Annotated in this window: 16 protein-coding genes; 13 read left to right on the top strand and 3 right to left on the bottom strand. The window is 71.2% G+C overall.

Annotated elements, in window-relative coordinates; translation table 11 throughout:
- Nucleotides 1–86: 86 nt before the first annotated feature.
- A complete protein-coding gene (locus tag V2S05_RS12665) occupies nt 87–2,513 on the bottom strand; it encodes an ATP-binding cassette domain-containing protein (RefSeq protein ID WP_413635741.1) in 2,427 nt (808 codons plus the stop codon).
- A 77-nt stretch (nt 2,514–2,590) separates the two neighbouring features.
- Entirely contained in the window at nt 2,591–3,133 is a 543-nt protein-coding gene (locus V2S05_RS12660; protein WP_413635740.1) for an ECF transporter S component, read from the bottom strand.
- A gap of 541 nt (nt 3,134–3,674) precedes the next feature.
- Here V2S05_RS12660 and recQ point away from each other — a divergent pair.
- Complete coding sequence (gene recQ / locus V2S05_RS12655) at nt 3,675–5,696, top strand: DNA helicase RecQ (protein ID WP_413635739.1); 2,022 nt, start codon at nt 3,675–3,677, stop codon at nt 5,694–5,696.
- 194 nt (nt 5,697–5,890) lie between these two features.
- Here the strand turns inward: recQ and V2S05_RS12650 are convergent, their stop codons facing one another.
- Nucleotides 5,891–6,304, bottom strand: coding sequence for an OsmC family protein (locus tag V2S05_RS12650; protein WP_413635737.1), 414 nt, complete (start codon nt 6,302–6,304; stop codon nt 5,891–5,893).
- Nucleotides 6,305–6,391: 87 nt separating this feature from the next.
- On the opposite strand from V2S05_RS12650, the gene V2S05_RS12645 reads away from it, so the two are divergent.
- From V2S05_RS12645 to V2S05_RS12590, 12 genes are all read left to right on the top strand, one after another.
- A complete protein-coding gene (locus V2S05_RS12645) occupies nt 6,392–7,168 on the top strand; it encodes a methionine ABC transporter ATP-binding protein (protein WP_413635735.1) in 777 nt (258 codons plus the stop codon).
- Nucleotides 7,165–7,836 carry a methionine ABC transporter permease gene (locus tag V2S05_RS12640; RefSeq protein WP_271638721.1) on the top strand — a complete coding sequence of 224 codons (672 nt, stop codon included), beginning with the start codon at nt 7,165–7,167 and terminating at the stop codon, nt 7,834–7,836. The genes V2S05_RS12645 and V2S05_RS12640 overlap by 4 nt, the downstream gene beginning before the upstream one ends.
- A gap of 57 nt (nt 7,837–7,893) precedes the next feature.
- Nucleotides 7,894–8,712, top strand: a complete 819-nt coding sequence (locus V2S05_RS12635; RefSeq protein ID WP_413635733.1) for a MetQ/NlpA family ABC transporter substrate-binding protein — start codon at nt 7,894–7,896, stop codon at nt 8,710–8,712.
- A 151-nt stretch (nt 8,713–8,863) separates the two neighbouring features.
- On the top strand, nt 8,864–10,930 hold the full coding sequence (locus V2S05_RS12630) for an acyl-CoA dehydrogenase (protein ID WP_413635732.1): 2,067 nt from the start codon (nt 8,864–8,866) through the stop codon (nt 10,928–10,930).
- A gap of 115 nt (nt 10,931–11,045) precedes the next feature.
- Nucleotides 11,046–11,618, top strand: coding sequence for a DNA-3-methyladenine glycosylase I (locus V2S05_RS12625; RefSeq protein ID WP_413635731.1), 573 nt, complete (start codon nt 11,046–11,048; stop codon nt 11,616–11,618).
- Nucleotides 11,619–11,835: 217 nt separating this feature from the next.
- Nucleotides 11,836–12,963, top strand: a complete 1,128-nt coding sequence (locus V2S05_RS12620) for a serine/threonine-protein kinase (protein WP_413635730.1) — start codon at nt 11,836–11,838, stop codon at nt 12,961–12,963.
- Nucleotides 12,963–18,878: an Ig-like domain-containing protein gene (locus V2S05_RS12615; protein ID WP_413635728.1), complete on the top strand. Its 5,916-nt coding sequence runs from the start codon at nt 12,963–12,965 to the stop codon at nt 18,876–18,878. Before V2S05_RS12620 ends, V2S05_RS12615 begins: the two co-directional genes overlap by 1 nt.
- 46 nt (nt 18,879–18,924) lie before the next feature.
- Complete coding sequence (locus tag V2S05_RS12610; RefSeq protein ID WP_413635727.1) at nt 18,925–19,890, top strand: AAA family ATPase; 966 nt, start codon at nt 18,925–18,927, stop codon at nt 19,888–19,890.
- The gene (locus V2S05_RS12605; RefSeq protein ID WP_413635725.1) at nt 19,887–21,260 is read left to right on the top strand and encodes a DUF58 domain-containing protein; all 1,374 of its coding nucleotides are present in this window, start codon (nt 19,887–19,889) and stop codon (nt 21,258–21,260) included. Before V2S05_RS12610 ends, V2S05_RS12605 begins: the two co-directional genes overlap by 4 nt.
- Nucleotides 21,257–23,794: a transglutaminase domain-containing protein gene (locus V2S05_RS12600; protein WP_413635724.1), complete on the top strand. Its 2,538-nt coding sequence runs from the start codon at nt 21,257–21,259 to the stop codon at nt 23,792–23,794. The genes V2S05_RS12605 and V2S05_RS12600 overlap by 4 nt, the downstream gene beginning before the upstream one ends.
- Entirely contained in the window at nt 23,791–25,422 is a 1,632-nt protein-coding gene (locus V2S05_RS12595; RefSeq protein WP_413635723.1) for a DUF5684 domain-containing protein, read from the top strand. Before V2S05_RS12600 ends, V2S05_RS12595 begins: the two co-directional genes overlap by 4 nt.
- Nucleotides 25,419–26,246, top strand: a complete 828-nt coding sequence (locus V2S05_RS12590; RefSeq protein WP_413635722.1) for a PP2C family protein-serine/threonine phosphatase — start codon at nt 25,419–25,421, stop codon at nt 26,244–26,246. Before V2S05_RS12595 ends, V2S05_RS12590 begins: the two co-directional genes overlap by 4 nt.
- The last annotated feature ends 1 nt before the right edge of the window (nt 26,247 follow it).

Raw genomic sequence — 26,247 nt, 5'->3', positions numbered from 1 at the left:
AGAGAAGGAAAGTGCGGGTTCCCGATATCGGGAACCCGCACTTTCCATCTCTCAGCGGGGTTGTTTGAGCGGAGAGGCCCCCGGGGTCAGGTCGGCTGCCAGGGGAAGGTCAGCGTGAACATGAGGGCGGATGCCAGCAGCACCGCCACCATGAACACCGTGTCGCGGGTGCGCCACGGCACGACGTGCCGTTCGGTGCGGGTCGCATAAGCGCCGAAGGCGCGGGCATCCATCGACAGCGCCACCCGCTCGGCATGACGGATGCCCGACGCCAGCAGCGGCACGATGTATCCCCACCCGCGCGCGATGCGCGCCACGGGGCCGCGACCGCCGCCCTGGCCGCGCACGCGATGCGCGGCGCGGATGATCGACAGCTCGTACGCGAATCGCGGCACGAACCGGTAGGCGGCGAGGGCGGTGTAGCCGATCCGATACGGCACCCGCAGCTGCTGCACGCTCGCCCGCACGAGGTCGGGCCCGCGAGTGGTGAGCCCGCCGATGAGGGCGAGGGTGAGGATTCCCGCCAGGCGCAGCGCGGTGGCCAGCCCGCTGAGCAGAGCGCCCGCGTGCAGCGTCCAGTCTCCGATCCGCATGACGGCGGCGGTGCCGGCGACCTGCTCCGCGTCGACCCACACGCCGAAGCCGACGCTCAGCACGGCGATGGCGAGCGGCACGCCGAGCAGCAGCACCGCGGCGGTGCGCCGCGTGAGGCGTGCGCCGGTGAGGATCACCGCGTACGCGGCAGCGAGCACGATCGCCGGGGTGAGCAGGTCGCGGGTGAACGCCAGCAGCGCCATCGCCGGGATGACGGCGCCGAACTTGGCGAGCGGGTTGATGCCGTGCAGCCAGAACCGCGCAGGGGCGGGAGCGTCGGCGTAGGGGTCGATCGGTGTGGGCTCGGTCACCGGGGCCGCCGGGCCGGCTGCGGGGCCGGATGCCAGGGCATCCGGTTCCGTCTGCGCGAGCAGTTCTGCCGCCGGGCCCACGGCGATCACCTCGCCGTCTCCGACCAGCACGGCGTCGGTCGCGTATTCGGCGATCAGCCGTCGATCGTGCGAGACGATGACGACGGTCGTGCCCGACCGCTGCAGCTCCTGCAGCAGGCCGAGCAGCTCGGCCGCGCGCGCTCGGTCCTGCCCGAATGTCGGCTCGTCGAGCGCGATCACCGACGGGCGGGCGATCAGGGCGGTGCCGACCGACAGCCGCCGCTTCTCGCCGCCGGAGAGCAGGAACGGATGCATGTGGGCCTTGGCCGTGAGGCCGAAGCGGGCCAGCATCTCGTCGACGCGCTCGTCGATCTCGGCGGCGCCGATCCGCTGCAGCCGCAGACCGTGCGCCAGCTCGTCGCGCACGGTCGCCGCGATGAACTGGTGCTCGGGGTTCTGGAAGACGAAGCCGACGTGCGCGGCCAGCGCGCGGGGGGAGGCGCGACCGGCATCGAGGCCGTCGACGATCACCGTGCCGTGCGTCGGCGGCACCACGCCGCCGAGTGTCTGCAGCAGCGTCGTCTTGCCTGCGCCGTTGGCTCCCATGATCACGGTGAACGAGCCGCGAGCGATGTCGAGGTGCGGCACGTCGAGCAGGCGTGCGCCGCGCTTGTCGACGACGAGGCCGCGGGCGGTGATCGCCGGGTCGGAGATCGCCGGGTCGGGGGCGGCGTCGGTGTCGAGCGGCGAGAGGATCGTCTGACGTGCAGAGCCCTCAGCGATGGTGCCTCGCATCCGGCCGGCGGTGCCGGACATCCGGTCGCCGGAAGTGAGCACGCCCAGCTCGCGCAGAGCCTGGGCGTGCTGCCGCAGCGTCTGTCTCGCGGGGCCGTCGAGCAGCACCCTTCCGTCGTGGTCCTGCACGATCACGCGGGTCGCGAGCTCGGCGGCCGCATCGACGTCGTGCTCGACGAGCACGATCGCGCGCTCCTCGGCATCCTGAATCAGCTCGCCCAGGGCGGAGTAGACGTCGTGCACACCCTGCGAGTCGAGGTTGGCGGTCGGCTCGTCGAGCACGATGACGCGCGAGCGCAGGGCCAGGGCGCACGCGATCGCGAGGCGCTGGCGGCCCCCGCCGGAGAGCAGGTCGGGGTTCCAGCGGCGACGCCCCCAGAGTCCCATGCGACGCAGCGCCTGCTCGGCGCGCGCGAGCACCTCCGATGGCGGCATCCGCAGGTTCTCGAGCGCGAACGCGACCTCGTCGAGCACCGTTCCGGTCACCAGCTGCGAGTCCGGGTCCTGGAAGACCATCGAGACCTCGGTGCTCAGCTGCGCCGCGGCCGTGGTGCGGGTGTCGAGACCCGAGACCTGCACGGATCCGGTCATGGCCGCGTTCTCGACCGACTGCGGTATCAGGCCGTTCAGCGTGAGGGTGAGAGTCGACTTCCCCGATCCGCTCGGGCCGAGCAGCAGCACCACCTCGCCCGGATGCACGTCGAACGAGACGTCCTGCAGCGCGGGGTGCGCGGCGCCCTCGTGCGTGACGCTCAGGTCGCGCACGCGGAGCAGGGGCGCGGAAGGGCGCACGGGCGGGTCCTCTGTAAGCGGGCGGTTCACCCTAATTTAGCCCGACCCGACCGTCATGGCGCGGTGCGCGGCGTCGTTCAGCGCGGGGCGATGCCGGCTCGGCGCAGCGCATTGCCGATGGCGATGCCGATCGCCGTCCACACCACCGGTCCGAGCACCGAGACGATCAGATAGCTCAGCTGGACCCACGGTGCGAACTGCGTGAGATCGACGATGAATCCGACCACGATCGCCACCAGCACGCCGATGATCGCCGCCGACACGAAGAAGCGCCAGCGACCCCAGGCACGGTAGCGGGTCAGGGCGGCCACGCCCTCCTGGATTGCGCCGAAGAGCAGCGCCGTGCCGATGTAGCGCATCGCCCACATCGGGGTGAAGGCGCTCGAGATGAGTGCCGCGATCACGTGCGTGATCAGCGCGACCATCGGCTTGCGCAGCACCTCCTGCGCGATGATGCCCGGCAGCACATGCACACCGAGCACGAGTCCGTACACGAACGGCACGAAGGTGATCACGCCGACGGTGACGAGCCCCGCCACGCCGCCGAGGATGCCCGTTGCCACGCCGATCGCAGCGCAGACGAGGAGAGTGCGCGTGCTCAGCGCCGGTCGGAATGCCACCCGCCCAGGCTATCGGGCGCCGCCCACGGCGGCCGGGCTCCGGGCCGGACAAACAGGCGGGCTCCGAGGTCGACGTGCAGGGCCGGGTCTGGGCTCGACATGCAGCCCGGCACTGGGGTCGACATGCAGCCCGGCTCCTGCTCGTGGCCGGTCCGGCACCCGCCCGTGGCCCGGTCCGGCACCGGCCCGTGGCCCGGTCCGGCACCCGGCCCGTGGCCCGGTGCAGCGCCCCGTCCGTGGCCCGGTCCGGCACCCGACCCGTGGCCCGGCCTGCGGTCCGCCCCGTGCCGAACGGTACAGTCTGGGGGCCGACACTCCAGATGTCGGACGGTTCCCGCGAAAACGTCCGACATCTGGCGTGTCGGCCCCCGGAGCGTAACGGCCAGAAGCGTAAAGGCCCGAGGTTCATGCCCAGGGGCAGGCCCACGCCCATGCCCCGTGCAGGCCCGGCGGCCCAGGCCGCAGGTGCAGCCGTAACTCCCGGGGCGGGCGGCTGTGGACAGCCGGCGACGATGTCGGCACCGATGGCTACGCTGGAGGGATGCGTCCACCGAACCGGGTTCCCGAGCCTGTCGAGGGGCCGTACGAGGACGTGCCGTACCCCGACGATCCCTACGACGACCTCCCGCCCGACGACCTCGACTGGGTGCCGCCGGAAGACGGCTGGGAGCCGCCGCTCGACTGGGGCTCCGGGCCGATGACGCCGGCTGCGACGGCCGGCCGCGCCCAGGCATCCGGCATCACGCCGTCGAGGTTCCCGACGCCGATCGAGGCGCTGCGCACGGTCTTCGGGTACGACGCGTTCCGCGGCGATCAGGCGGCGATCGTCGAACACGTCATCGGCGGGGGAGACGCCGTCGTGCTCATGCCCACCGGCGGCGGCAAGTCGATCACCTATCAGGTGCCCGCACTCGTGCGCGAGGGCACTGGACTCGTGATCAGCCCGCTCATCGCCCTCATGCACGATCAGGTCGACGCGCTGCGCGCCAATGGTGTGCGTGCCGCCTATCTGAATTCGACGCAGGCGCCCGATGAGCGTCGCGAGGTCGAGCGCGCGTATGTCGCCGGCGAGCTCGATCTGATCTACGTCGCCCCTGAACGGCTGTCGTCGCCGCAGACCACGCAGCTGCTGCAGCGCGGCACGCTCAGCGTGATCGCCATCGACGAAGCGCACTGCGTGTCGCAGTGGGGTCACGACTTCCGGCCCGACTACCTCGCCCTCGGCGACCTCGCCGAGCGGTTCCCGGGAGTGCCGCGCATGGCGCTCACCGCAACGGCGACGCGCGCAACGCACCAGGAGCTCACCGAGCGCCTCGGCCTGGGACGCGCCGAGCACTTCGTGGCGAGCTTCGACCGCCCGAACATCCAGTACCGCATCGTGCCCAAGGTCGAGGTGCGCCGGCAGCTCGTCGAGTTCATCAGGTCTCAGCCCGAGGGAGCCGCAGGAATCGTCTACGCCCTCAGTCGCAAGTCGGTCGAGCAGACCGCCGAGCATCTGGCAGCCAAGGGCTTCGACGCGCTGCCGTATCACGCCGGCCTTCCCGCCGAGGTGCGTGCGGCGAACCAGGCCCGCTTCCTGCGCGAGGACGGCGTGGTGATGGTCGCGACGATCGCCTTCGGCATGGGTATCGACAAGCCCGACGTGCGCTTCGTCGCGCACATCGACCTGCCGAAGTCGGTCGAGGGCTACTACCAGGAGACCGGTCGTGCCGGACGCGACGGCGAGCCGTCGGTCGCCTGGATGGCGTACGGACTGGGAGACGTCGTGCAGCAGCGCCGGCTGATCGACCAGAGCCCCGGCGATCGCACGTTCAAGATGCGGATGGGGCAGCACCTCGACGCGATGCTCGCTCTGTGCGAGACCGTCGCCTGCCGGAGGCAGAACCTGCTGCGCTACTTCGGGCAGGACAGCGCCGCGTGCGGCAACTGCGATACCTGCCTCGATCAGCCCGACACCTTCGACGGGCTGATCCCCGCCCAGAAGCTGCTTTCGACGATCGTGCGCCTGAAGCGCGAGCGCAACCAGGCATTCGGTGCCGGGCACCTGATCGACATCCTGCGGGGAGCCTCGAACGACCGCATCCGCAAGATGCGCCACGAGCAGATCACCACGTACGGCATCGGTGCAGACCTGTCCGACCAGGATTGGCGCAGCGTCGTGCGGCAGCTGCTGGCGAGGGGCATCCTCGTCGCGCAGGGCGAGTACGGTACGCTCGCGCCGGGAGAGGCGGCGGCCGGGGTGCTGCGCGGCGAGACAGCCGTGCCGCTGCGCAAAGACGTCATGGGGCGCGAGGGTGGTTCGTCGCGAGCGCGCAAGGCGCCGGCATCCGCCGCCCTGGATGCCGGAGACCTCGACCTCTTCGAGGCGCTGCGCGCATGGCGCGCGGCCACCGCTCGCGAGCAGGGCGTGCCGGCGTACATCGTGTTCGGCGACGCGACGCTGCGCGCACTCGCCGAGCATCGCCCGACGACGGTGGCTGGCCTGGGTGGCATCAGCGGCATCGGCGAGAAGAAGCGGGATGCCTACGGCTCCGCCGTGCTCGAGGTGATCGCGGCGCACTGAGTCCGCCACCCCGGCGCGTCGCACCCGCACTCACATGGCCGCGCGAACCCGCGCGGACGCCGCGCTCCCTCTGGCGCACGCGACGCGCCGGTGCACCTGCCTCGCGCATCCCCGGACGCCTCACGCGCCTCGCAACTCGACCTGCCAACCGAACCGGGGCACACCGGGGCGCACCCGATCCGGCCCGCCGATCCTCAGCCGGCGAACTGCTCCGCGTGCACCTGCACCGTCGTCGCGCCCCGCAGCAGCTTCGACACCGGGCAGCGCGCATGCGCGCTGGCCAGCAGATCGGCCGTCTCATCCAGGGTCAGCCCCTCCGCAGACAGGTACGTGTCGACGTGGAACTCGTACCCCGGACCCTCGGAGGCATCGTGCAGCTCGACCTCGATGCGCACCGCCGTGCGACGCTCGCGCTTCACCAGCGCCTGAGCCGTCGCGTTCAGGCACGTCGACCACGCCAGCGCCAGAAGCTGCTCCGGGTTCGACGCATCCGGGTCGGGATTCTGAGCCAGGGGTGAGGCCACCGACACCTCCATGCCATCCGTCACGCGAGCCGTGCCCGTGCCGCCGTCGCCGTTGATCGCTTCCGTCCGGTACCTGAGGGTCATACCGCAACTATAATTTGGATCACGTACAGAAAAGGCCGCTCGGCCGTTTGCCGCGGCAAGGCTCACACACACCACACGAAAGACACGATGGCCACCGACCTGCCTGCGATCGTGGAGTTCCGCCGCGTGACCAAACGGTTCCGTCCCGGCGCCGAGGAGCGTCCGGCGCTCGACGACGTGACCCTCAGCATCCGCCGCGGTGAGATCTTCGGGATCATCGGCGAGAGCGGGGCCGGCAAGTCGACCCTGCTCGAGCTGATCAACGGCCTCACGCGTCCGACCGAGGGCGACGTGCTCGTCGGCGGAGACCGCGTCGCCGAACTCGGCCCCGCCGCCCTGCGCGCTCTGCGACGCGACATCGGCGTGGTCTTCCAGGGCGTCCACCTGCTCAGCAACAGCACGGTGCGCGACAACGTGCGGCTTCCGCTCCGTCTCCCGGGCCGCGGCGCGAAGCGCCTGTCGGCGGCTCGACAGCGGGCCGCTGTCGACGAGATCCTCTCTTTCGTCGGCCTTTCGCACCGCGCCGAACACTTCCCCGCCCAGCTCTCCGGTGGCGAGCGGCAGCGAGTCGGCCTCGCCCGGGCCCTGGTCTCCAGGCCGCCGCTGCTGCTCTGCGACGAGCCCACCTCGTCCCTCGACGCGTCGACCACCGCCGACGTGCTGCGCGTGCTCGCCGACGCCCGCGACGAGCTCGGCACCACCGTCATCGTCATCACCCACGACCTCGACGTGGTGAAGGCGATCTGCGACCGCGCCGCGCTGCTCGAGAAGGGCCGCCTGCGCGAGGTCTTCGAGATCGCCGCCGCTGGTCCCCGCTCGCTGCCGAGCTACTACGAGCAGGTCAAGCGGGAGCTGACGGCATGACCTGGCTGATCGACCTACTCTCCGAATACGGCGCCGACCTCGCCGAGTCGATGGCCGAGACCGGGTACATGATGCTCGTCTCGCTGCTCGCCGCCGTGCTGATCGGCCTGCCGCTCGGCACCGTCGTGTACCTGACCGAGCGCGGCGGCATCGCCGAGCACCGTGCCGTCAACACCATCTCGAACCTGTACATCAACATCGTCCGCTCGTTCCCCTTCCTGCTGCTCGTCGTGTTCCTCATCCCGTTCACGCGCGCGGTCATCGGCACGAGCTTCGGCACCCAGGCTGCGACCCTGCCGCTCTGCTTCGTCGCCGTGGCGATCTACGCCCGCCTCACCGAGCAGATCCTGCGCGAGATCCCCGCCGGCATCTCGAAGGTCGCCGTCGCGTCGGGCGCGACGGTGCCGCAGGCGGTGTTCCGGATGCTGCTGCCCGAGGCCCGCTCGGGACTCGTCTACGCCCTGACCTCGGCCGCGATCAGCCTGCTCTCGTACTCGACCGTGCTCGGCGTGGTGGGCGGCGGCGGCATCGGCGACTTCGCGATGCGCTACGGCTACCAGGTCTACAACGACAACCTCATGTACCTCACGATCGTCATCATCATCGTCTGCGTGCTCGCCATTCAGGCCGTCGGGCACCGCACCTCGGTGCGCCTCGACCACCGCTGACCCCTCTTACCCGGAACCCTCATCGCACCCGGAACCCCATCGAAACGGAAGACACCCATGAAGAAGTCACGCCTCGCCCTCGCCGCAGCCGGTCTCGGCCTCGCGCTCGCCGTCACCGCCTGCGCGCCCGCAGCGCAAGAGAAGCCGGATGCCGGTGCCGGCGAGCCCACCGTGCTGAAGGTGGCCGCTGTGCAGGCGCCCATGACCGACGTCGTGAAGGCCGCCGGCGAGGCGATCGGCGACGGCTACGAGGTGCAGCTCGTCGAGGTCGCCGACTACATCACGGCCAACACCATCCTCAACAGCGGCGACGTGTACGCGAATTTCTCGCAGCACGTCCCCTACATGGAGACGTTCAACGAGGGCAACGACGCAGAGCTCGTCGGCGTGCAGCCGGTGTACAACTTCGTCATCGCGTTCTACTCCAAGACGCTCGACGACATCGCCGACCTCCCCGACGGCGGCAAGGTCGCCATTCCCGATGACCCGTCCAACACCGGGCGCGCGCTCAAGCTGCTCGCCGCGAACGACGTCATCACGCTCGACCCCGAGGTCGACCCGTACGAGGCCACCGTGAAGGACATCGTCGAGAACCCGAAGAACCTCGAGTTCGTGCAGGTGCCCATCTCGTCGCTGAACGCCGCATACGAAGAGGCCGACCTCGTCTTCCAGTGGCCGTCGCACATCAAGGCTCTCGGCCTCACGCCCGACGAAGACGGCTTGATCACCGAGCTCGACGACCGGTTCGCACTGAACCTCGTCGTGCAGAAGAACGACGTGGACTCTGAGGCGACCAAGGCACTCGCGAAGGCGTTCACGAGCGACGAGGTGCGCGAGGTCATCGAGGGCAACGGCACCATCAAGACCGCCTGGTGACCTGGCGCGACGGTCGCTGACTGTCGCGAGGTGACAACGGGAGGCGCGGCCGACGCCGGATGCTCTTGTGCATTGGGCACAGTCGGCTTCGCCTCCCGTTGTCGGACTCCTACGGTTGAGGGATACCTGCTCCTTTCTGAGAGGAACCGCCATGGTCGACGCCGCCATTCGTCCCACCACCGCTGCCGCCACATCCTCCGCGGCGCAGCGCACCCACTCGATCGATGTCGAACGAGTGAACGAGCTTCTCCTCGGCACCTGGGCCGACACCCGTCGCGAGGCCCGCGAGATGATCAAGGACCCGGCCTTCTGGCGCGACGACAGCCTCGCGAAAGACGAGCACCGCGAGCGCGTGCTCTCGCAGCTGCACCTGCTCGTCGAGAACCGTGCCGTGCACCGCGCCTTCCCGAAGCGCTTCGGCGGCGAGGAGAACAACGGCGCCAACATCGCCGGATTCGAAGAGCTCGTCGCGGCCGATCCGAGCCTGCAGATCAAGTCGGGTGTGCAGTGGGGACTGTTCGGCTCGGCGATCCTGCAGCTGGGCACCGAGCAGCACCACGAGAAGTGGCTGCCCGGCGTGATGGACCTGTCGATCCCCGGCGCCTTCGCGATGACCGAGATCGGTCACGGCTCCGACGTCGCCGCGGTGGGCACCACCGCCACGTACGACCCCGAGACCGAGGAGTTCGTGATCAACACGCCGTTCCGCGCGGCGACCAAGGAGTACCTCGGCAACGCCGCCCTGCACGGCATCGCGGCGACGGTGTTCGCGCAGCTGATCACCAACGGCGTCAACCACGGCGTGCACTGCTTCTACGTCCCACTCCGCGGCGAAGACGGCAACGACCTGCCCGGCATCGGCCGCGAGGACGACGGTCTCAAGGGCGGGCTGAACGGCATCGACAACGGCCGCCTCAGCTTCGACCACGTGCGCATCCCGCGCACCAACCTGCTCAACCGCTACGGTGACGTCGCCGCCGACGGCACCTACTCGAGCGAGATCGAGAGCCCCGGCCGCCGCTTCTTCACCATGCTCGGCACCCTCGTGCAGGGCCGCGTCTCGCTCGACGGCGCGGCGTCGTGGGCATCCGCCCTCGGCCTGCACATCGCGATCACCTACGCCACGCAGCGCCGCCAGTTCGATGGCGCGAACGGCGAGGAGACGGTGCTGCTCGACTACGGCAAGCACCAGCGCCGGCTGCTGCCGCGCCTCGCGTCGACGTACGCGCACATCTTCGCGCACGACGAGTTCCTGCAGAAGTTCGACGGCGTCTTCTCGGGCCGCACCGACACCCCCGAAGACCGCGAAGACCTCGAGACCCTGGCCGCCGCCCTCAAGCCGCTGTCGACCTGGCACGCGCTCGACACCCTGCAGGAGGCACGCGAGGCCTGTGGCGGCGCCGGCTTCATGTTCGAGAATCGTCTTGTCGGCCTGCGCGCCGACCTCGACATCTACGTCACTTTCGAGGGCGACAACAACATCCTGCTGCAGCTGGTCGGCAAGCGCCTGCTGCAGGACTTCGCCCGCCAGTTCAAGGGTGCGGATGCCAGGACGCTCGCGAAGTACGCCGTCGGGCAGACGGCCGGCAAGGTGTTCCACGGCGCCGGTCTCCGCGCCCTCGGCCAGTCCGTCGCCGACCTCGGCCAGGTCGCCCGCTCGGTCGAGCTCGGCCTGCGTGAAGAGCAGCAGCACGAGCTGCTCACCGAGCGCGTGCAGCAGATGGTCGCCGACATCGCCGGCCGCCTCCGCGCCGCGGGCAAGGACAAGGTACTCGGCGAGAAGCTGTTCAACGAGAACCAGGCCGAGCTGATCGAAGCGGCCCGCGCGCACGGCGAACTGCTGCAGTGGGAGGCCTTCACCGACGCCATCCGAAAGATCGACGACGCCGACACGCGGCAGGTGCTCACCTGGCTGCGCGACCTGTTCGGACTGTCCCTGATCGAGAAGCACCTGGCCTGGCACCTGATCAACGGGCGCCTGTCGATGCAGCGCGCCGGCGCCGTCTCGAGCTACATCGACCGCCTCTGCGCGCGGCTTCGTCCGCACGCGCTCGAGCTGGTGCAGGCCTTCGGCTACGAGCCCGAGCACGTGCGCGCGCCCATCGCGAGCGGCGTCGAGCAGCAGCGTCAGAACGAGGCGCGCGCGTATTACGCGGCTCTCGAGGCATCCGGCGAGGCGCCGGTGTCGGAGAAGGCCCTCAAGCAGAAGAAGCGCTGACTTCGGCGCCCCCTGCGCTGTCGAGGCCCCCACGCAGTCGCCGGACTGCGTGGGGGCCTCGGTGCTGTGCGGGGTGCCGGTGCTGGGCGTCCGACCCCGCCGGTAACGTGGCGGCATGGCATCCCTCCTCACTGCGTCCGACGGACGCGCCCGCTGCGCCTGGGTGGGCGACGACGCCGAGTACCGGCGCTATCACGACGAGGAGTGGGGTCGCCCGCTGCACGGCGATCGGGCGCTGTTCGAGAAGATGGCGCTCGAAGGGTTCCAGGCCGGACTCAGCTGGATCACCATCCTGCGAAAGCGCCCGCGCTTCCGCGAGGTGTTCGCGGGCTTCGACCCCGCTGCGGTCGCCGCGTTCGGCGCCGACGACGTCGAACGGCTGATGACGGATGCCGGGATCATCCGCAACCGGGCGAAGATCGAAGCCACCATCTCGAACGCCGCGCTGGTGCGCGACATGGCAGACGGTGAACTGGATGCGCTGATGTGGTCGTTCGCGCCGCAGGCATCCCGCCCCCGCCCTCGCGAGTTCGCAGACGTGCCCGCGGTCACGGCCGAATCGACGGCGCTCAGCAAGGCGCTGCGCGGCCGGGGCTTCCGCTTCGTCGGGCCGACGACCATGTACGCGCTGATGCAGTCATCCGGCATGGTCGACGACCACATCGAAGGATGCTGGCGAGCGGCGTGACCGGGCTGGGCTCAGAACCCGTGCCCGCTGAGCGCAGCGCCAGTGCCAGTCCCAGTGCGGGTGCGGGTGCCCGGTGCCGGTGTGGGGGCCAGTGCCGTCGACGGGGCACGGCCGCGCCCGAGCCAGCCGATATACTCCTGACAAGGGGGAGCATCCCGCGCGCGCAGACGACGCGACCCGAGTGATCAGTCGCCCCGGGACATCGTGAGGAGGACTCGTGGCGAAGCGCATCACGTCGCCGCCTCCCACGCTGGCCGGCTACAGCTACGTGCGGCCGCTCGGCTCGGGCGGGTTCGCCGACGTCTTCCTGTACGAGCAGGACATGCCTCGCCGCGTCGCCGCGGTGAAGGTGCTGCTCGCCGACGCGGTGAACCCCGAGGTGCTCCGCGCGTTCAACGCCGAAGCCGACATCTCGGCGCGGCTCAGCGCGCATCCCTCGATCGTCACGATCTATCAGGCATCGATCTCGGCCGACGGTCGCCCGTACTTCGCGATGGAGTACTGCCCCGACACGATGAGCGCCCGCTATCGGAAGGGACCGCTGCCCCTCGCCGAGGTGCTCGACACGGGGGTGCGCATCGCCGGCGCGCTCGAGACCGTGCACCGCGCGGGACTGCTGCACCGCGACATCAAGCCTTCGAACGTGCTGATCAACTCGCTCGGCTCCCCCGTGCTCGCCGACTTCGGCATCGCCGCCGCTGTGGTGGATGCCGGCGAGAGCGACGTCTTCGCGATGTCGGTGCCGTGGAGCTCACCCGAGGTGCTGCAGGAGCGGGTGACCGGGTCGGTGCCCAGCGAGGTGTGGAGCCTTGCGGCGACTCTGTACACACTGCTCGCCGGACGCAGCCCGTTCGAACTGCCCGACCGGGAGTCCAACGCCCGCGATCAGCTGCGACAGCGCATCATCCGTGCGCGCTACACGCCGATCCCGGTCGCTGGCATGCCCCCAATCATCGATCAGCTGCTCGCGACAGCCATGCATCGTGACCCGGCGCAGCGGTTCGGGTCGATGTCAGCCTTCGCCGATCGTCTGCGCTGGGCGCAGTACGAGCTCGGCATCGCACCGACCGCGTTCGAAGCGGCATCCGCCGAGTGGGCGGCGGCCGCTCCGGTCAGCTTCGCGGATGCCGGTCATCGCGGCCCCGTGATCACCACCGTCGCCCCCGATTCCCGTCGTGCCGCTCGCGCTGAGAAGCAGCGTGCGAGCCTGCGCGAGCGAGACGATCTTCCGTCCGCCCCGCGAGCGCGCTCGCCGTGGGTGGCCGGCGTCATCGGTGCGCTCGTCGGGGCGGCGGCGATCGCGGCGGTGGGGGTCGTCGTGCTCACCCTGACCGGGATCCTCTGATGGCGCGGGGGCAGGCGCAGCCGACCGCGCCCGCACGCTCTCGTGGGCGCCTGATCACGGGCATCGCCGGCGCCGTCTCCGTGCTCGTCGTCATCGTGCTCGCTGTCACCGCGCAGGGATACCAGGCGCAGGAAGTCCCCCGGCTCGAGTCGTCGGTGTGGGTGCTGCGCGAGGCAGGGCAGTACGCCCGGGTCAACACCGAGCTCGCCGAGATCGACACGGTCCGCTCGGCGGAATCCCCCGAGGCGGTGTGGCAGAGCGGGCAGTCGGCGGTGCTGTTCAGCCAGGGCAGCAGGCAGCGGTGGGACATCGACCCTGCGAGCCCTAGCGATCTGCTCTCGGATGCCGGAGAGGACGGCGCTCCGTCGGCATCCGTCCCCACCCCGACCGGCACTCGACAGATCGTCTCTGCCGGATCCTTCGTCGCCTACCGCGCCGACACCGGCCAGGTGTCGGTGTCGTCGCTCGACCGCGGAGCGGCCACGGCCCTCGTCGACCCGTTCGCCGAGGTCGAGGTGGAGGACGGGGAGGAGCGTCCGACCTACGTCGCTGACGCGATCGGCCTGTCACCTCGCGGCCTGCTTGCGATGTACTCGGCCGATGAGCGCGCCGTGCGCCTCTTCGACATCGACCGGCACCGCTTCATCGGCGATGCGTCCGCGCTCACGCGGGCGCCGGAGGGTGACGCCGACCTGGCTCTCACCGTCGTCGGCGAGCGCTGGGCGCTGCTGCAGCCCGGCGAGAGCCGCCTGTGGATCGCCGGCCGCGGCGACCCCGTCGAACTCGACATCGCCGACGACGCGGTGATGCAGGGCGGTGCCGCGCGCGGCGACGACGTGCTGATCGCCGACTCGATGGGGCTCGTTTCGGTCGCCTTGCGCGACGGCGACGTCGATCGCCTCGCTCAGGCGGAGGGCGTGCCCGCCCCTCCCGTCGTGGTCGGCTCGGCGCGACACGCGGCATGGGTCGGCGCGGAGTCGGGAACGCTGTGGTCCGACGGTGACGTCACCGCGCTGACCGTGCCGGACGGGGTTCTGGAGTCCGCCGACATCCAGCCTGTCTTCCGGGCGAACGGCGACCGCGCGGTGCTCACCGAGGTCGCCACCGGGCTCATCTGGACGGCCCCGGACGGTCGACCTGTGCCGCTCGAGCAGTGGGATGTCGACGACGAGACGCAGGAGCAGGAAGGGCGCGTCGTCGTCGAAGACGTCACCGAGCAGCTGCCCCCGGTGGCCGTGGACGACGCGTTCGGGGTGCGGCCGGGGGAGCAGGTCGTGCTCCCCGTCCTGCTGAACGATCACGACCCGAACCGCAAGGACGTGCTGACGATCGACGCGTCGTCCGTCGAGGGCGGGCTGGCCGACCCGGCCTTCGGCGAGCTGTCGCTGGTGGGCGACGGACAGTCGCTGGTGGTCGACGTGCGGGCGACGTCCGGACAGACGACCTTCAGCTATGCGGTGACCGACGGGGCGGCCGTGTCGCAGCCCGCCACCGTCACGCTCACTGTGGCGGCAGACGACGCGAACACGGCGCCGGTCTGGTGCGGCGTCGACGCCTGCCGGCAGGAGTGGCCGTCGCCCGAGCTGCTGCCCGGCGGCAGCACCATCGTGCCGGTGCTGTCGGGATGGGTCGATCCCGAGGGCGACCCCTTCGTTCTGAGCGACGCGATCGAGGTCGATCCGGCCGCGCCCGTCATGGTCGTGCCCACAGCCGACGGGCGTGTGGCGATCCGCCATACCGACCCGAACGCGACGGATGCCGTGATCGCCGTGACCGTCGTCGTCGCCGATGCCCGCGGCGCCGCAGCCGACAAGACGCTCGAGGTGCGGGTGAGCGGCAGCCCTGCCATGCGGGCGATGCCGGTGGCGATCACCGCGCGCATCGGCGAGCCGCAGACCGTGCGCATCGGCGATCATGTCACCGGAGGATCCGGCTCGTACCGGCTCGTCGACGCCGTGCAGACCGCCGCAACCGCCGAGGGCATGACGGTGGTGCCGAACACGGCATCCGGCGAGGTCGAGGTGATCGTTCCGGAAGCCGGTCAGTACGTCGTCACCTACACCGCGCAGGACACGACGACCCAGGCCGAGCAGTCGGCGGTGATCCGGATCACCGCCGTCGACGGATCCGCCTCGCTGACGATGGCACCGCTCACCGTCTTCGTCCGTGAGGGTGAGGACACGACCGTCGACGTGCTGGGCGCCGTGCAGAACACGAGCGGGCGGGTGCTGATCCTCGCGGAAGCGGTCAGCTCGACCCCTCAGCTCACGGCGAACGTGGTCGGCAACGAGCGTCTCCGCGTCAGCGGCACGACCGCCGACGGTGAACCCGGCGTCATCGGAAAGGCCACGGTGACGGTGGCCGACGGATCGGGCGCGGCCGTCGAGGGAGCGGTCACGGTGTTCCTCGCTCCGCCGTCGACCGTCACCCGGCCGATCGCGTTCCCCGATGCGGTCACCGTGCGCGCCGGCGCCCTGACCCGTATCGACGTCACCGCGAACGACGTCGCGCCACGCGGCGAACCGCTGCTCGTGCGCCCCGACGTCAGCGGATCCGGTCAGGAGGGCGAGCTCGTCTTCGCCGACGGCGGCGCGCTGCGCTACCTCGCACCCGCCACACCGGGGACGTACCGGCTGACCTACGCGGTCTCGCTCGAACGCAGCCCCGACCTCTTCGACAGCGGCGCGGTGATGGTGACCGTCGTCCCCTCCGGCACCAACCGTGCACCGAATCCGCCGGCACTCACCGGACGCGTGCTCAGCGGACAGACCGTCTCACTCACCGTGCCGACGAACGGCGTCGATCCCGACGGCGACCGGGTCATCCTCGCGGCGGTGGAGCAGCCGGAGCGCGGTCGCGGGACGGCCACGATCTCGGCGGCGGGTGACGCGATCGTCTATCGGGCTCCTGCCGGCGGAGTCGAGGGCGGCCAGGTGACGTTCCGGTACTCGGTCCGCGACTCCCAGGGCGACGAGGGCTCGGGGCGGATCCGGATCGGCGTCCTCGACGCGCGGGTGACGGATGCCGCGCCGGTCGCCTACAGCGACTACGTCCGCGTCGAGGCCGACTCGGCGACGCCGGTGGTGATCCATCCGGCGGCGAACGACTCCGATCCCGCGCAGGGAGAGCTCGAGATCGTCGATCTCGTGCCCAACGCCCCCTCCGTGCCCGGCAACCCGCTGTACGCGCGACTCGACGCGCTCATCGATCGTGACACGTCGCTCGGCGACGGCCGGATCGTGCTGCGTGCGGGCGAGGTGGCGGGCACGAATTCGTACTTCTACACGGTGCGCTCGACCCGCACGGGCAGCACTGCGCAGGGACTCATCGTCGTGTCGGTCACCGACGGCGCCGTCGTCGACCAGCCGATCGTCTCCGACACGGTGCTCACCGCGCGCGACAGAGCGGAGCTCGCGTCGGGCGGAATCGACGTGCTCCGTGACCGTGTGCAGTGGGCGTCGGGAGAGGTGCGGTCGCTGAAGCTGAGCCTGTGGGGCGACGCCGACGGCTTCACCGTGAAGGGCAGTCGCATCGTCGGGACGGCGCCGGAGCGCGGCGCGCTCGTGCCGTTCCAGGTCTCCGGCACATCCCCCGCCGGTCGCGATGTCGTCGGATACGGATTTCTGCACATCCCCGCCTTCGACGACATGCGCGTGCAGCTGAAGCAGGGCGTCGCACCCTTGATGGTCGACGAGGACGCGTCGAAGACCTTCGATGTGCGCGAGATGCTCGACCTGCCGGCATCCGACGAGGTCCGGATCGACGACGGACCGTTCCTCGCCCAGCGCAGGGCGGCCACCTGCACCGCCGGCTCGGGCACCTCAGCGACCTACACGGCCGGTCGCGAGGCCCCCTGGTCGGACACCTGCCTCGTGGCGGTGCGTCTCGACGGGCAGCGCACCTGGTCGTACGTCGACGTGCCGGTGGGCATCCGCCCGTCGGCACCGCAGCTGGTGCTGTCGTCGATCTCGCACACGGTCGCGCCCGGCGCCACGACCGACATCGACCTGTACGCCGGGATGGCCTCGTGGGAGGGCGGGCGCGAGGGCGATCGCTCATCGCTGGAGTACCGGATCGCCTACTCGGGGTCATCGTTCATCGTCACCCAGAAGGGGGCCGTGCTGAGTGTCGAAGCGCGAGCGGACGCCCGCTCCGGCTCCGTCGAGCCGGTGACGGTGACCGTCGCCTCGGACGGCGAGCCGACGGCAGTGCTGCGCCTCGTCGTCGGGGCAGCACCCCCCGACGCCCCGCGCGGGGCGACCATCACCCGTCAGTGCGTGGTGACCAGCGGCGGATGCTCGATCGACGTCGTCGACGTGGCCGGCGAGTACGACCCGTTCGCAGGCAAGCCCGGCGCAGGGCTGAAGCTGGTCTCGCTGAGCGCGGGCGCCCGCTGCGACATCGCCGCGCTCTCGGCGGCGGGCGACCGCGCTGTCGCCGTCAGCTGGCCCGCCGGCGGGCAGGCGCCCGGCGGTCAGTGCACGGTGCCGTTCACGGTCGCGGATGCTCAGGGTCGCACCGGCGGCGGCACGCTCACACTCGACCTGCAGGGCTACCCCCAGGCACCGGCGAGCCTCACGACCATCGGGTTCGGTCGGTCGAGCGTCGAGCTGGAAGTCGCGCTCGGCGAAGCCGCGCGCGCGCATCCCGCTCTGACCGGGGTGACGATCCTTCGCGACGGCGCGCCGGCCGGCGCCGCCTGCCGCGCGGCGGGCAGTGCGTTCCGATGCACGGTGAACGGCCTGGTGAACGGGGTGCCGCACTCCTTCACCGCAGCGGCCGTCAACGCCGTCGGCACATCCGCCGTCACCTCGGCGCACACCAGCTGGGCGTACGAGGCGCCGGTGATCGCGAACGCCACTGCCACACCCGTGTACCGACACGGCGGCAATGACCGCGGCAGAGGGGTCGTCTCCCTGTCCATCACCGCCGCGAACGACGCCAGGGCTTTCCGCGTCGCAGAGACCGGCGACGTGATCGCGCGCACCGGAGCCACGACCACTGCGGAGCTGAAGCTGGCGCCAGGAGCGCAGACGATCACGCTCGTACCGGTCAGCCAGTTCCAGCCGCCGACGGGCGGCGGCAACGAAGGAGCCTCGTACCCGGTGTCGGTGACCGTGGCCGGCGCGCCGTACTTCGACCCCGCCCAGACCCAGGCGACCGCCGTGTCGAACACCGCGGTGAACGTGTCGGGCATCTCGCCGCAGGCCAACGGCAGCACCGAGCCGCTCGAGGTCACGTATCTGGCGTGGCGATCGGGCCGGGCGACCTGCAGCGCCGACGACTCCGGCGACCTGACGGTCTCCGGGGCCGAGGTCGCGTCGCCCTCCCCGTCGCTGCAGGGGCTCGAGGCATACCAGGCCTACAACGTGAAGGCCTGCGTGTCGAACGGGTACGGCGTCGCCGAGTCGAGCACCGCGCGGGTGTTCACCTTCACCTTCGTCGACGGCCCCGGCGGCGACACCACCTACCGGATCAGCGAGCAGTCCACCCGTCAGGGCGACCGTTACACCTACCCGCTCGCCTCGGCGCCCTCGATCGACGTCGAGCCCGGCTTCGTGGCGCAGTACCAGATGTACGGATCGTGGCGCGGCGACTTCACGCTCAGCGCCGCCGCCTCCCCGGGCCAGGTTCGCGCGCGCGCATGCCACGCGACCGAGACCGACCGGTGCTCGAACACCGTGGACATCACCGCCACGACCGCGCCGACCATCGTCGAGGTCGACTTCGCGCCGTGCCTGTCGCCCACCGACCCGTCCGAGGCCGTGAGTGTCTCTGCTGCCGCGCGGGGCTCGTACCGTGTCACGGCGGCCGAGGCGGCCGACGCACCGGGCTCGTTCGATGTGACCCTCTCGTGGAACGGCGCCTACGCGACGCTGTCGCCGATCACCCGGAGGATGCCCGGATGCCCGTGACCTTCAGCGGCGCACCCGCCGCCAGCCCACTCCGAGAGGATGCTGCATGACCATCGCCCCCGAACAGGCCTCCTGGTTCTCCGAGACGTTCTCGCTCCTCTCCGAGAACGTCGAGCAGGCGATCCTCGGCAAGCGGCACGTGATCGAGCTCGTCCTCGCGACGGCGGTGACCGGCGGCCACGTGCTGCTCGAGGACTTCCCCGGCACGGGGAAGACGGCGCTCGCGCGATCGATCGCGCAGACGGTCACCGGCACGAGCGCCCGGATCCAGTTCACGCCCGACCTGCTGCCGGGCGATGTGACCGGCATCACGGTGTACGACCAGAAGGAGGGCGAGTTCGAGTTCCACGCCGGGCCGGTGTTCGCCAACATCGTGCTCGCCGACGAGATCAACCGCGCGAGCCCGAAGACGCAGTCCGCGCTGCTCGAGGTGATGGAGGAGGGAACGGTCACGGTCGACGGTGTCAGCCGCGCCGTCGGCTCGCCGTTCCTCGTGCTCGCGACGCAGAACCCGATCGAGCAGGGCGGCACGTACCGTCTGCCTGAGGCGCAGCTCGACCGCTTCATGATCAAGACATCGATCGGGTACCCGGACGACGCGGCCACGATGCGGATCCTGCAGGCGGCACCCGAGCCGCAGAAGAAGCTCGCCCCGCTCGTCGGCACCGACACCCTGCTGACCATGGGTGAGATCGCCAGGAGCGTCTACGTCAACCCGCTGATCTCGGACTACATCATGCGCATCGTCGACGCGACCCGACGGGCATCCGAGGTGCGTCTCGGCGTCAGTGTGCGCGGCGCGCTCGCCCTCTCCCGGCTCGTGATGACCTGGGCGGCGAAGAACGGGCGCACCTTCGTCACCCCCGACGACGTGCGGGAGCTCGCCGTCGTCGCGCTCGCCCACCGCCTCGTGCTCGAACCCGAAGCGGAGTTCGACGGGGTCACGGCGATTGCCGTCATCGGGCAGATCCTGCTCGACGTCGACCCGCCGCGCGAGAACGGAACTGCGTGAGCTTCAGCACCGAATCGCGGATCACGAGGGCGGCGGCGCGCACGAGCACGTCCACTCGCACCTCCACGGTCACGCGGTACGCCACCACGACGCAGCGCGGCACCGTCCGAGGTGCGGTGTCCGGCGCGCGCCGCGCGCTGCGGGCCCTAGGCCGCGCGGGGCGTCTGGCGGGCGCATGGGCGCAGGAAACGGTCACGGCGGCCGGCGCGCTCGTCGTCGCCGCAGTCGTGCTCGGGGCGGTCGCGGGCCTCGCGGTCGGCTGGGTGGAGGCGTGGGCGGTCGCCGCCATCGCCCTCACTCTGCTCGTGCTGTGCGTGCCGTTCGTGCTCGGCGCGCACGACTACCGCATCGGGCTCGTGCTCGACCGGGATCGCGTGGTGGCCGGATCCGAGATCGCAGCGACCCTCGATGTGCAGAACCACGGCTCGCGCCTGTCGCTGCCCGGCGTCGTCGACGTGCCGGTCGGCGACGGGCTGATCGAGGCCCACTTGCCGCTGCTGCGGCCCGGCGCACAGCACGGTGAAGAGCTGACGATCGCCGCGCACCGTCGCGGGGTGATCGACGTCGGCCCGATGACCATCACCCGCGGAGACCCGATCGGGCTGCTGCGCCGTGAGCTCAGCTGGCCCGAGGTGCAGCGCATCCACGTGCATCCGGTCACCGTCGCCATCCCGAGCACCGCCGCGGGTCTCATCCGCGATCTCGAGGGCACTCCCAGCAGCATCCTCACCGATGCGGATCTATCGTTCCACGCCGTGCGCGAGTACGTGGTCGGCGATTCGCAGCGCCACGTGCACTGGAAGTCGACCGCTAAGACCGGTCGGCTCATGGTGCGCCAGTACGAGGAGTCGCGCCACGCGCGCATCGCCGTTCTGCTCGATCTCGCTGCCGACTCGTACGACGGCGACGACGAGTTCGAGAACACGGTCAGCGCGGCGGCGTCGCTCGCCCTCCAGGGCGTCTTCGAGGGCCGTGACGTGCTGTTCGCCGTCAGCGGGGTCGTCTCCGATCACGACGTGACGACGACCCAGTCGATCAGGACCCTCTCGACGCTCACGCCGCGGACGCTGCTCGACGGCACCTCGACGCTCGATCTCGCTGACGACGTGATGCGCCTCGAGGCCGTCACCGCCCTGACCGCGCAGGCCTACCCCGACCTCTCGATCGCCTTCCTGCTCACCGGATCGCAGATGCCCACCGGCCGGCTCCGGCACGCCGCCGTGCGGCTGCCCGCCGCCGCCTCGGCCGTCGCGGTGCGCAGCGAACTCGGCGCGGAGCCGACGCTGCGCAATGCCCGCGAGCTCTCCGTGCTGACCCTCGGCGCGCTGGGTGACCTGCCGAGGATGCTGGCCAGGGGAGCGCTGCGATGAGCGGGAAGGATGCCGCCGCACGAGCCCATCGCCGACCGCTGCGCTCACGGGCCCTGACGCTGTGGAGTCTCGGCTATCTGCTCATCGGCGTGGCTCTGACGGCTGCGGCCGCGTGGCCGGTGTACGAGACTCCGCGGGCGATCATCGTGGCCGCGGTGGGCGGGCTGACCGGCATCGCGCTGGGAGCGCTCGTGCGTGCGCGCCGCCTGGGTGCGGTGCTCGGCACCGTGGCGGCGTTCGCTGCGTACCTCGTGCTCGCCGTGCCCCTCGCGGTGCCGTCGGGCCTGACCTCCGCCTCGGCGTTCGCCGCGGCGCTGCGCGACGCGGTGCTGGGCGTCGTCGTCGGCTGGAAGCAGATCCTCACGCTCGCCCCACCGCTCGGCGAGTACCAGGCCGTGCTCGTTCCCCTGCTGATCGTCAGTCTGTTCGGCGCATTTCTCGCCTCCCTCTTCGCGCTGCACCCCGGACGCCGCGCCGCAGCCGCGGTCGTCGTGGTCGCGGCGATGTGCGTGTTCGGCGTAGCCTTCGGCCTCTCGGCACCGAGCCGCACCCTGACCGAGGGCCCCGTGTCGATCGCGGCACCCCGTGAGCTGGCGATCGGGGTTGCGCTCTTCATGGCATCCCTCGCCTGGCTGATCGGACGAACCAGGCTGCAGCGGGCGGCCGCTCTGCGCGCGGTGGCCGCTCACGGCATCGCCCGTCGCGGCACTCCGGTCTGGGCCGCCGTGCGCCGTCGTCTGCTCGCCGGCTCTCTCGTGGTCGCGGCGCTCGTCGCCGGCGCGCTCGTGGCACCTGCGGCGGCGGGCTGGTCGGACCGCTCGGTGCTGCGCGATGCGGTGGAGCCGATGGTCGTGGTGCGTGAGCAGCCGAGTCCGCTCGCGTCGTACCGGTCGTGGTTCGCGCAGGATCGTCTCGACGAGACCGTGCTGAGCATCGACGGCGACACGGGCGCGATCGACCGCATCCGGCTGGTCACGCTCGACCGGTACGACGGTCAGGACTTCCACGTCTCGCCCGACACCCGCTTCAGCCGCCTGCCGCGCACGAGCGCGGCGGGGTCGGAACGCGCCGAGCTGGAGATCACGATCGGCGACGGCTATCGCGGCATCTGGATGCCGGTGCCCGGCGCCCTCGTCGCCGCGCCGCAGTTCGCGGGGGAGCGAGCCGACGCGCTGGCCGACGGATTCCACGTCGACGACGCAGGAGACACGGCGATCACGATCGCGGAGGCGCCCGGCGGCGGCAGGGGCCTGGTGGCCGGAGATCGCTATGCGGTGGTCGCTGCGCCCTCCGCGGGTGGCCGGGACGACCTCTCGGCGACAGAGGGCGGGCAGTCGCTGCTGGATGCCGAGGCTCACCCCGAGCTCGTCGACTGGGCGCAGCTGCAAGGGCAGTCACGCACCGGAGCGGGATATCTCGAGCTGGTCGACCGGCTGCGCTCGAGAGGCTACCTGAGCCACGCTCTGCTCGACGACGCGGCCGCGTCCGGATGGATCTCGGCGCTGGAGTCGGAGGGGTACTCCTTCGCCGCGAGCTACGCGGGGCACTCCTCGGCTCGAGTCGAGGAGGTGTTCGCCTCACTGCGCCGGCAGGAGGTGAAGGTCGGATCCGATGCGCCCCCCGAGATGCTCGTCTCGGCGGTCGGCGACGACGAGCAGTTCGCTGCGGCGGCGGCTCTGCTGGCCAGGTACTGGGGCTTCGAATCACGGGTCGTCATCGGCGCGCGCCTCGCCGCCGCGGAGGAGGTTCCCGGCGTCGCCGCGTGCACCGACGTCTGCACCGGCGGAAGCATGAGCGCCTGGGTCGAGGTGCGCGCTCCTGGCGCCGAGTGGGTCGCCGTCGACGTGACGCCTCAGTTCGCTCTGCTGCCCAGCACGATCACCGAGGGCGAGCAGCTCCCCGAGCATCCGACGATCCCCGAGCAGCCGCGCAGCGAGGCGCTCGATCCGCCCCAGGCGCAGAACGACTCGCAGGCCGACGCTGCACCGCTCGATGAGAGCGAGCAGCCCCTGCTCGCGGAGTTCCTGCCCGTGATCCGCACGGTCGCGATCAGCCTGCTCGTCGCGCTGCTGCTGATCCTGCCCCTGCTGACGCTGCTCATCGCTAAAATGCTCCGTCGGCGTCGCCGCGCGTCCGGCGACGCCGAACTCCGTCTCGTCGGCGCCTGGGAGGAACTGGTCGACCTCTACCTCGACCACGGTGTGACGATGCCCGGCGACGGCACGCGCGTTCAGCGGGCCGAGGCGGCGACCCGTCCGGCGGCCGGACAGCTGGCCCGACTCGTCGACACGGCAGTCTTCTCCCCGCATCCCCCGGCCGATGCCGATGCCGCGGTGGCGTGGGAGATCGTCGATCGCGAGCGGTCGGAGCTCGACCGCGGCAGCCGACGGTGGCGACGGCTGCGCAGCCGGCTGCGGATGCGATCGTTCCTCGAACGGATCCGCTCGCCTCGGAAGCCTGCGCTTTCCGCGCGCAAGCCGGTGCTCGATACGCTCACAGTGGCCGGCGCGCGCCGGCAGGAGGAGGACGCATGAATGCGCTCGCAGATCCGCGCCCGTTCGAGACGGCGGCCGGGGGCGGGATGCCGTCGGCGATGCTCGTCGCGATAGCGGCGTATCTCGTCGTGGGTCTGGGCTTGTACATCTGGTACGCCATCGCCCTGTCGAAGCTGTTCACGCGCCTGGGCGAGGAGGGCTGGAAGGGCTGGATTCCCGTCCTCAACGAGGCGACGATCCTCACCCTCGGCGGCAAGCCCGCATGGAACGCCGTCCTGCTGTTCATCCCCGTCGTGCAGCTGTACGGACTGTACATGAAGATCGTCGCGGTGCACCGCATCGATCAGCGGTTCAACCGGGGAGCCGGCATGACCGTGCTGGCCGTGCTGCTCCCGCCCGTCTGGGCGACGGTGCTGGTCGTCGGGCCGCCGCCCTACCCCGAGGGCGATCGGCTCGCGGGCATCCGCCCCGGACCGCTTCGCAAGCCTGCAGACGCTCCGGCGACCGACGCACATGGCTACCTGGCCCCGCCGATCCTGCCCCCCGGATCGGTCGCGCCGCCGGCACCGACGTCAGCGGCGGGCAGCGGCACGGCGACTCGCACCGCCGATGCGCACCCGGCGTCGGTCGTGCCGCCGCTGGCTCCCCCGCTCGAGACCGCGGCTCCGGCCGCTCCGGCGCATGCTCCGCAGCGCGGCGACTCGGCACCGTTGATCGAGGCGGTTCCATGGACGTCGGGGCAGGCGACGGCGTCCGCGCCGCCCCCGCCCCCTCCGGCGCCCGCTCCGCCTGCCGCGCCTGCTCCTGCGGATGCGCCGCAGACCCGCGCATCGGCGCGTCTCCTGCATCAGCCTCCCGTGCCATCCACTCAACCGAAAGTGACCCCCGAGGCTCCGCCGGCTGCCGCCCCGGCGACTCCGCCGGCCGCCGCCCCGGCGATTCCGCCGATCGTCCCGCCGGCTGCCGCCCCGGCGATTCCGCCGGCGAGTTCACCGGCCGCTCCGCCGGCCGCGCCGCTCACGCGTCCCGCCCCCGCGACTCCGGCCGATCCGGCGACGGATCACTCGCCCTCCTCCGACTTCGCGACGGCCGACACGGTGGACGCGCCGCCGGCGGCGCTGCGCGCCAGCGGTGCCGGCTCGCCGTTCGCACCGCCCTCGGACGCTCCGGCGGCTCCCCCCGTGACCCGAGCCGACATGGTCGCGCAGGTCCGTCCGGTGCCGTCGCTGAACACGCCCGCGTCGACCGTCCCGTCCGGAGCGGTCGCGGGCCCCGCCACCGGCACCCAGGACGAAGACGAGGAATTCGACGCGACAGTGGTCGTATCCCGCCGACGCGGGGCGCGACGCGTTCTCGTGCTCGACGACGGACGCCGCTTCGCGCTCTCGGCGACGAGCATCGTCATCGGCCGCAACCCCGAGGGACAGCCGGGCGAGCAGCGCCTGCCCATCCCCGATCGCACGCGCACGCTGTCGAAGACCCACGCCCGGCTCGTCGTCCAGGGCGACGAGTGGCGTCTCACCGATCTGCGTTCGACGAACGGCGTCGTCGTCGTGGCGGACGACGGCGCCGAGACCCTGCTCGATCCGGGCGAGAGCGTGATCGGTGCCGGACGCTTCATTCTCGGCGAGGTCGGGATGCACGTGGCCGTGGAGTCCGGTTCGTGACGACAGACGTTGTGCTCAACGTCGCGGCTCTCACCGACGTCGGCCTGAGACGCGAGATCAACGAAGACGCGATGCTGGCGCAGTCACCGGTGTTCCTCGTGGCCGACGGTATGGGAGGGCACGACGCCGGAGACAAGGCGAGCGCCGCCGTGGTCGAGGCGTTCGCGCCACTGGCGGGAAACCCCGTCTCTATGGAGGAGATCGGCGCCGCGCTGGCGCGCGCGAATGAGAGGGTGTCGGCGATCTCGGCGCAGCACGCCCGCGGCGCGGGGAGCACGGTCGCGGCCGTCGCGCTGGTGGAGCACGAGAGCGCGCCGCACTGGCTGGTCTTCAACGTCGGCGACTCGCGCGTGTACCGGCATCGTGGCTCGAGCCTCGAGCAGCTGACCGTCGACCATTCGCTCGGACAGGAGCTGGTGGATGCCGGCGAGCTGCGCCCCGAGAATCTGGCCGACTTCTCGCAGCGCAACGTGATCACCCGAGCGGTGGGCGCCGCGGACAGCATCGCGGACAGCTGGCTTGTGCCGGTCGTCGACGGCGAGCGCCTCCTGATCTGCTCGGACGGGCTCAGTGGAGAGATCAGCGACGAGAGCATCCGTGCCACGCTGACCATGTGCGGTCGACCGGAGACGGCGACCGAGGCCCTCGTGCGCCGTGCCAAAGAGGCGGGCGGGGGCGACAACATCTCGGTGATCGTGATCGACGTGGTCGCCGGTGGAGCGATGCGGGCGTCGGACGACGCGACCGACAGTCGCATGCCCTCGGAGCCGCGAACCGACTCCATGGTCGAGAGCACCACGGTGCCTGTGCGCAGGCGAGGCTGAC

This window comes from Microbacterium sp. OR16, from assembly GCF_047306725.1.
Taxonomy (GTDB): Bacteria; Actinomycetota; Actinomycetes; order Actinomycetales; family Microbacteriaceae; genus Microbacterium.
The sequence above is the reverse complement of the archived record's forward strand: the minus strand, read 5'-3'. Positions and strand labels throughout refer to the sequence as shown.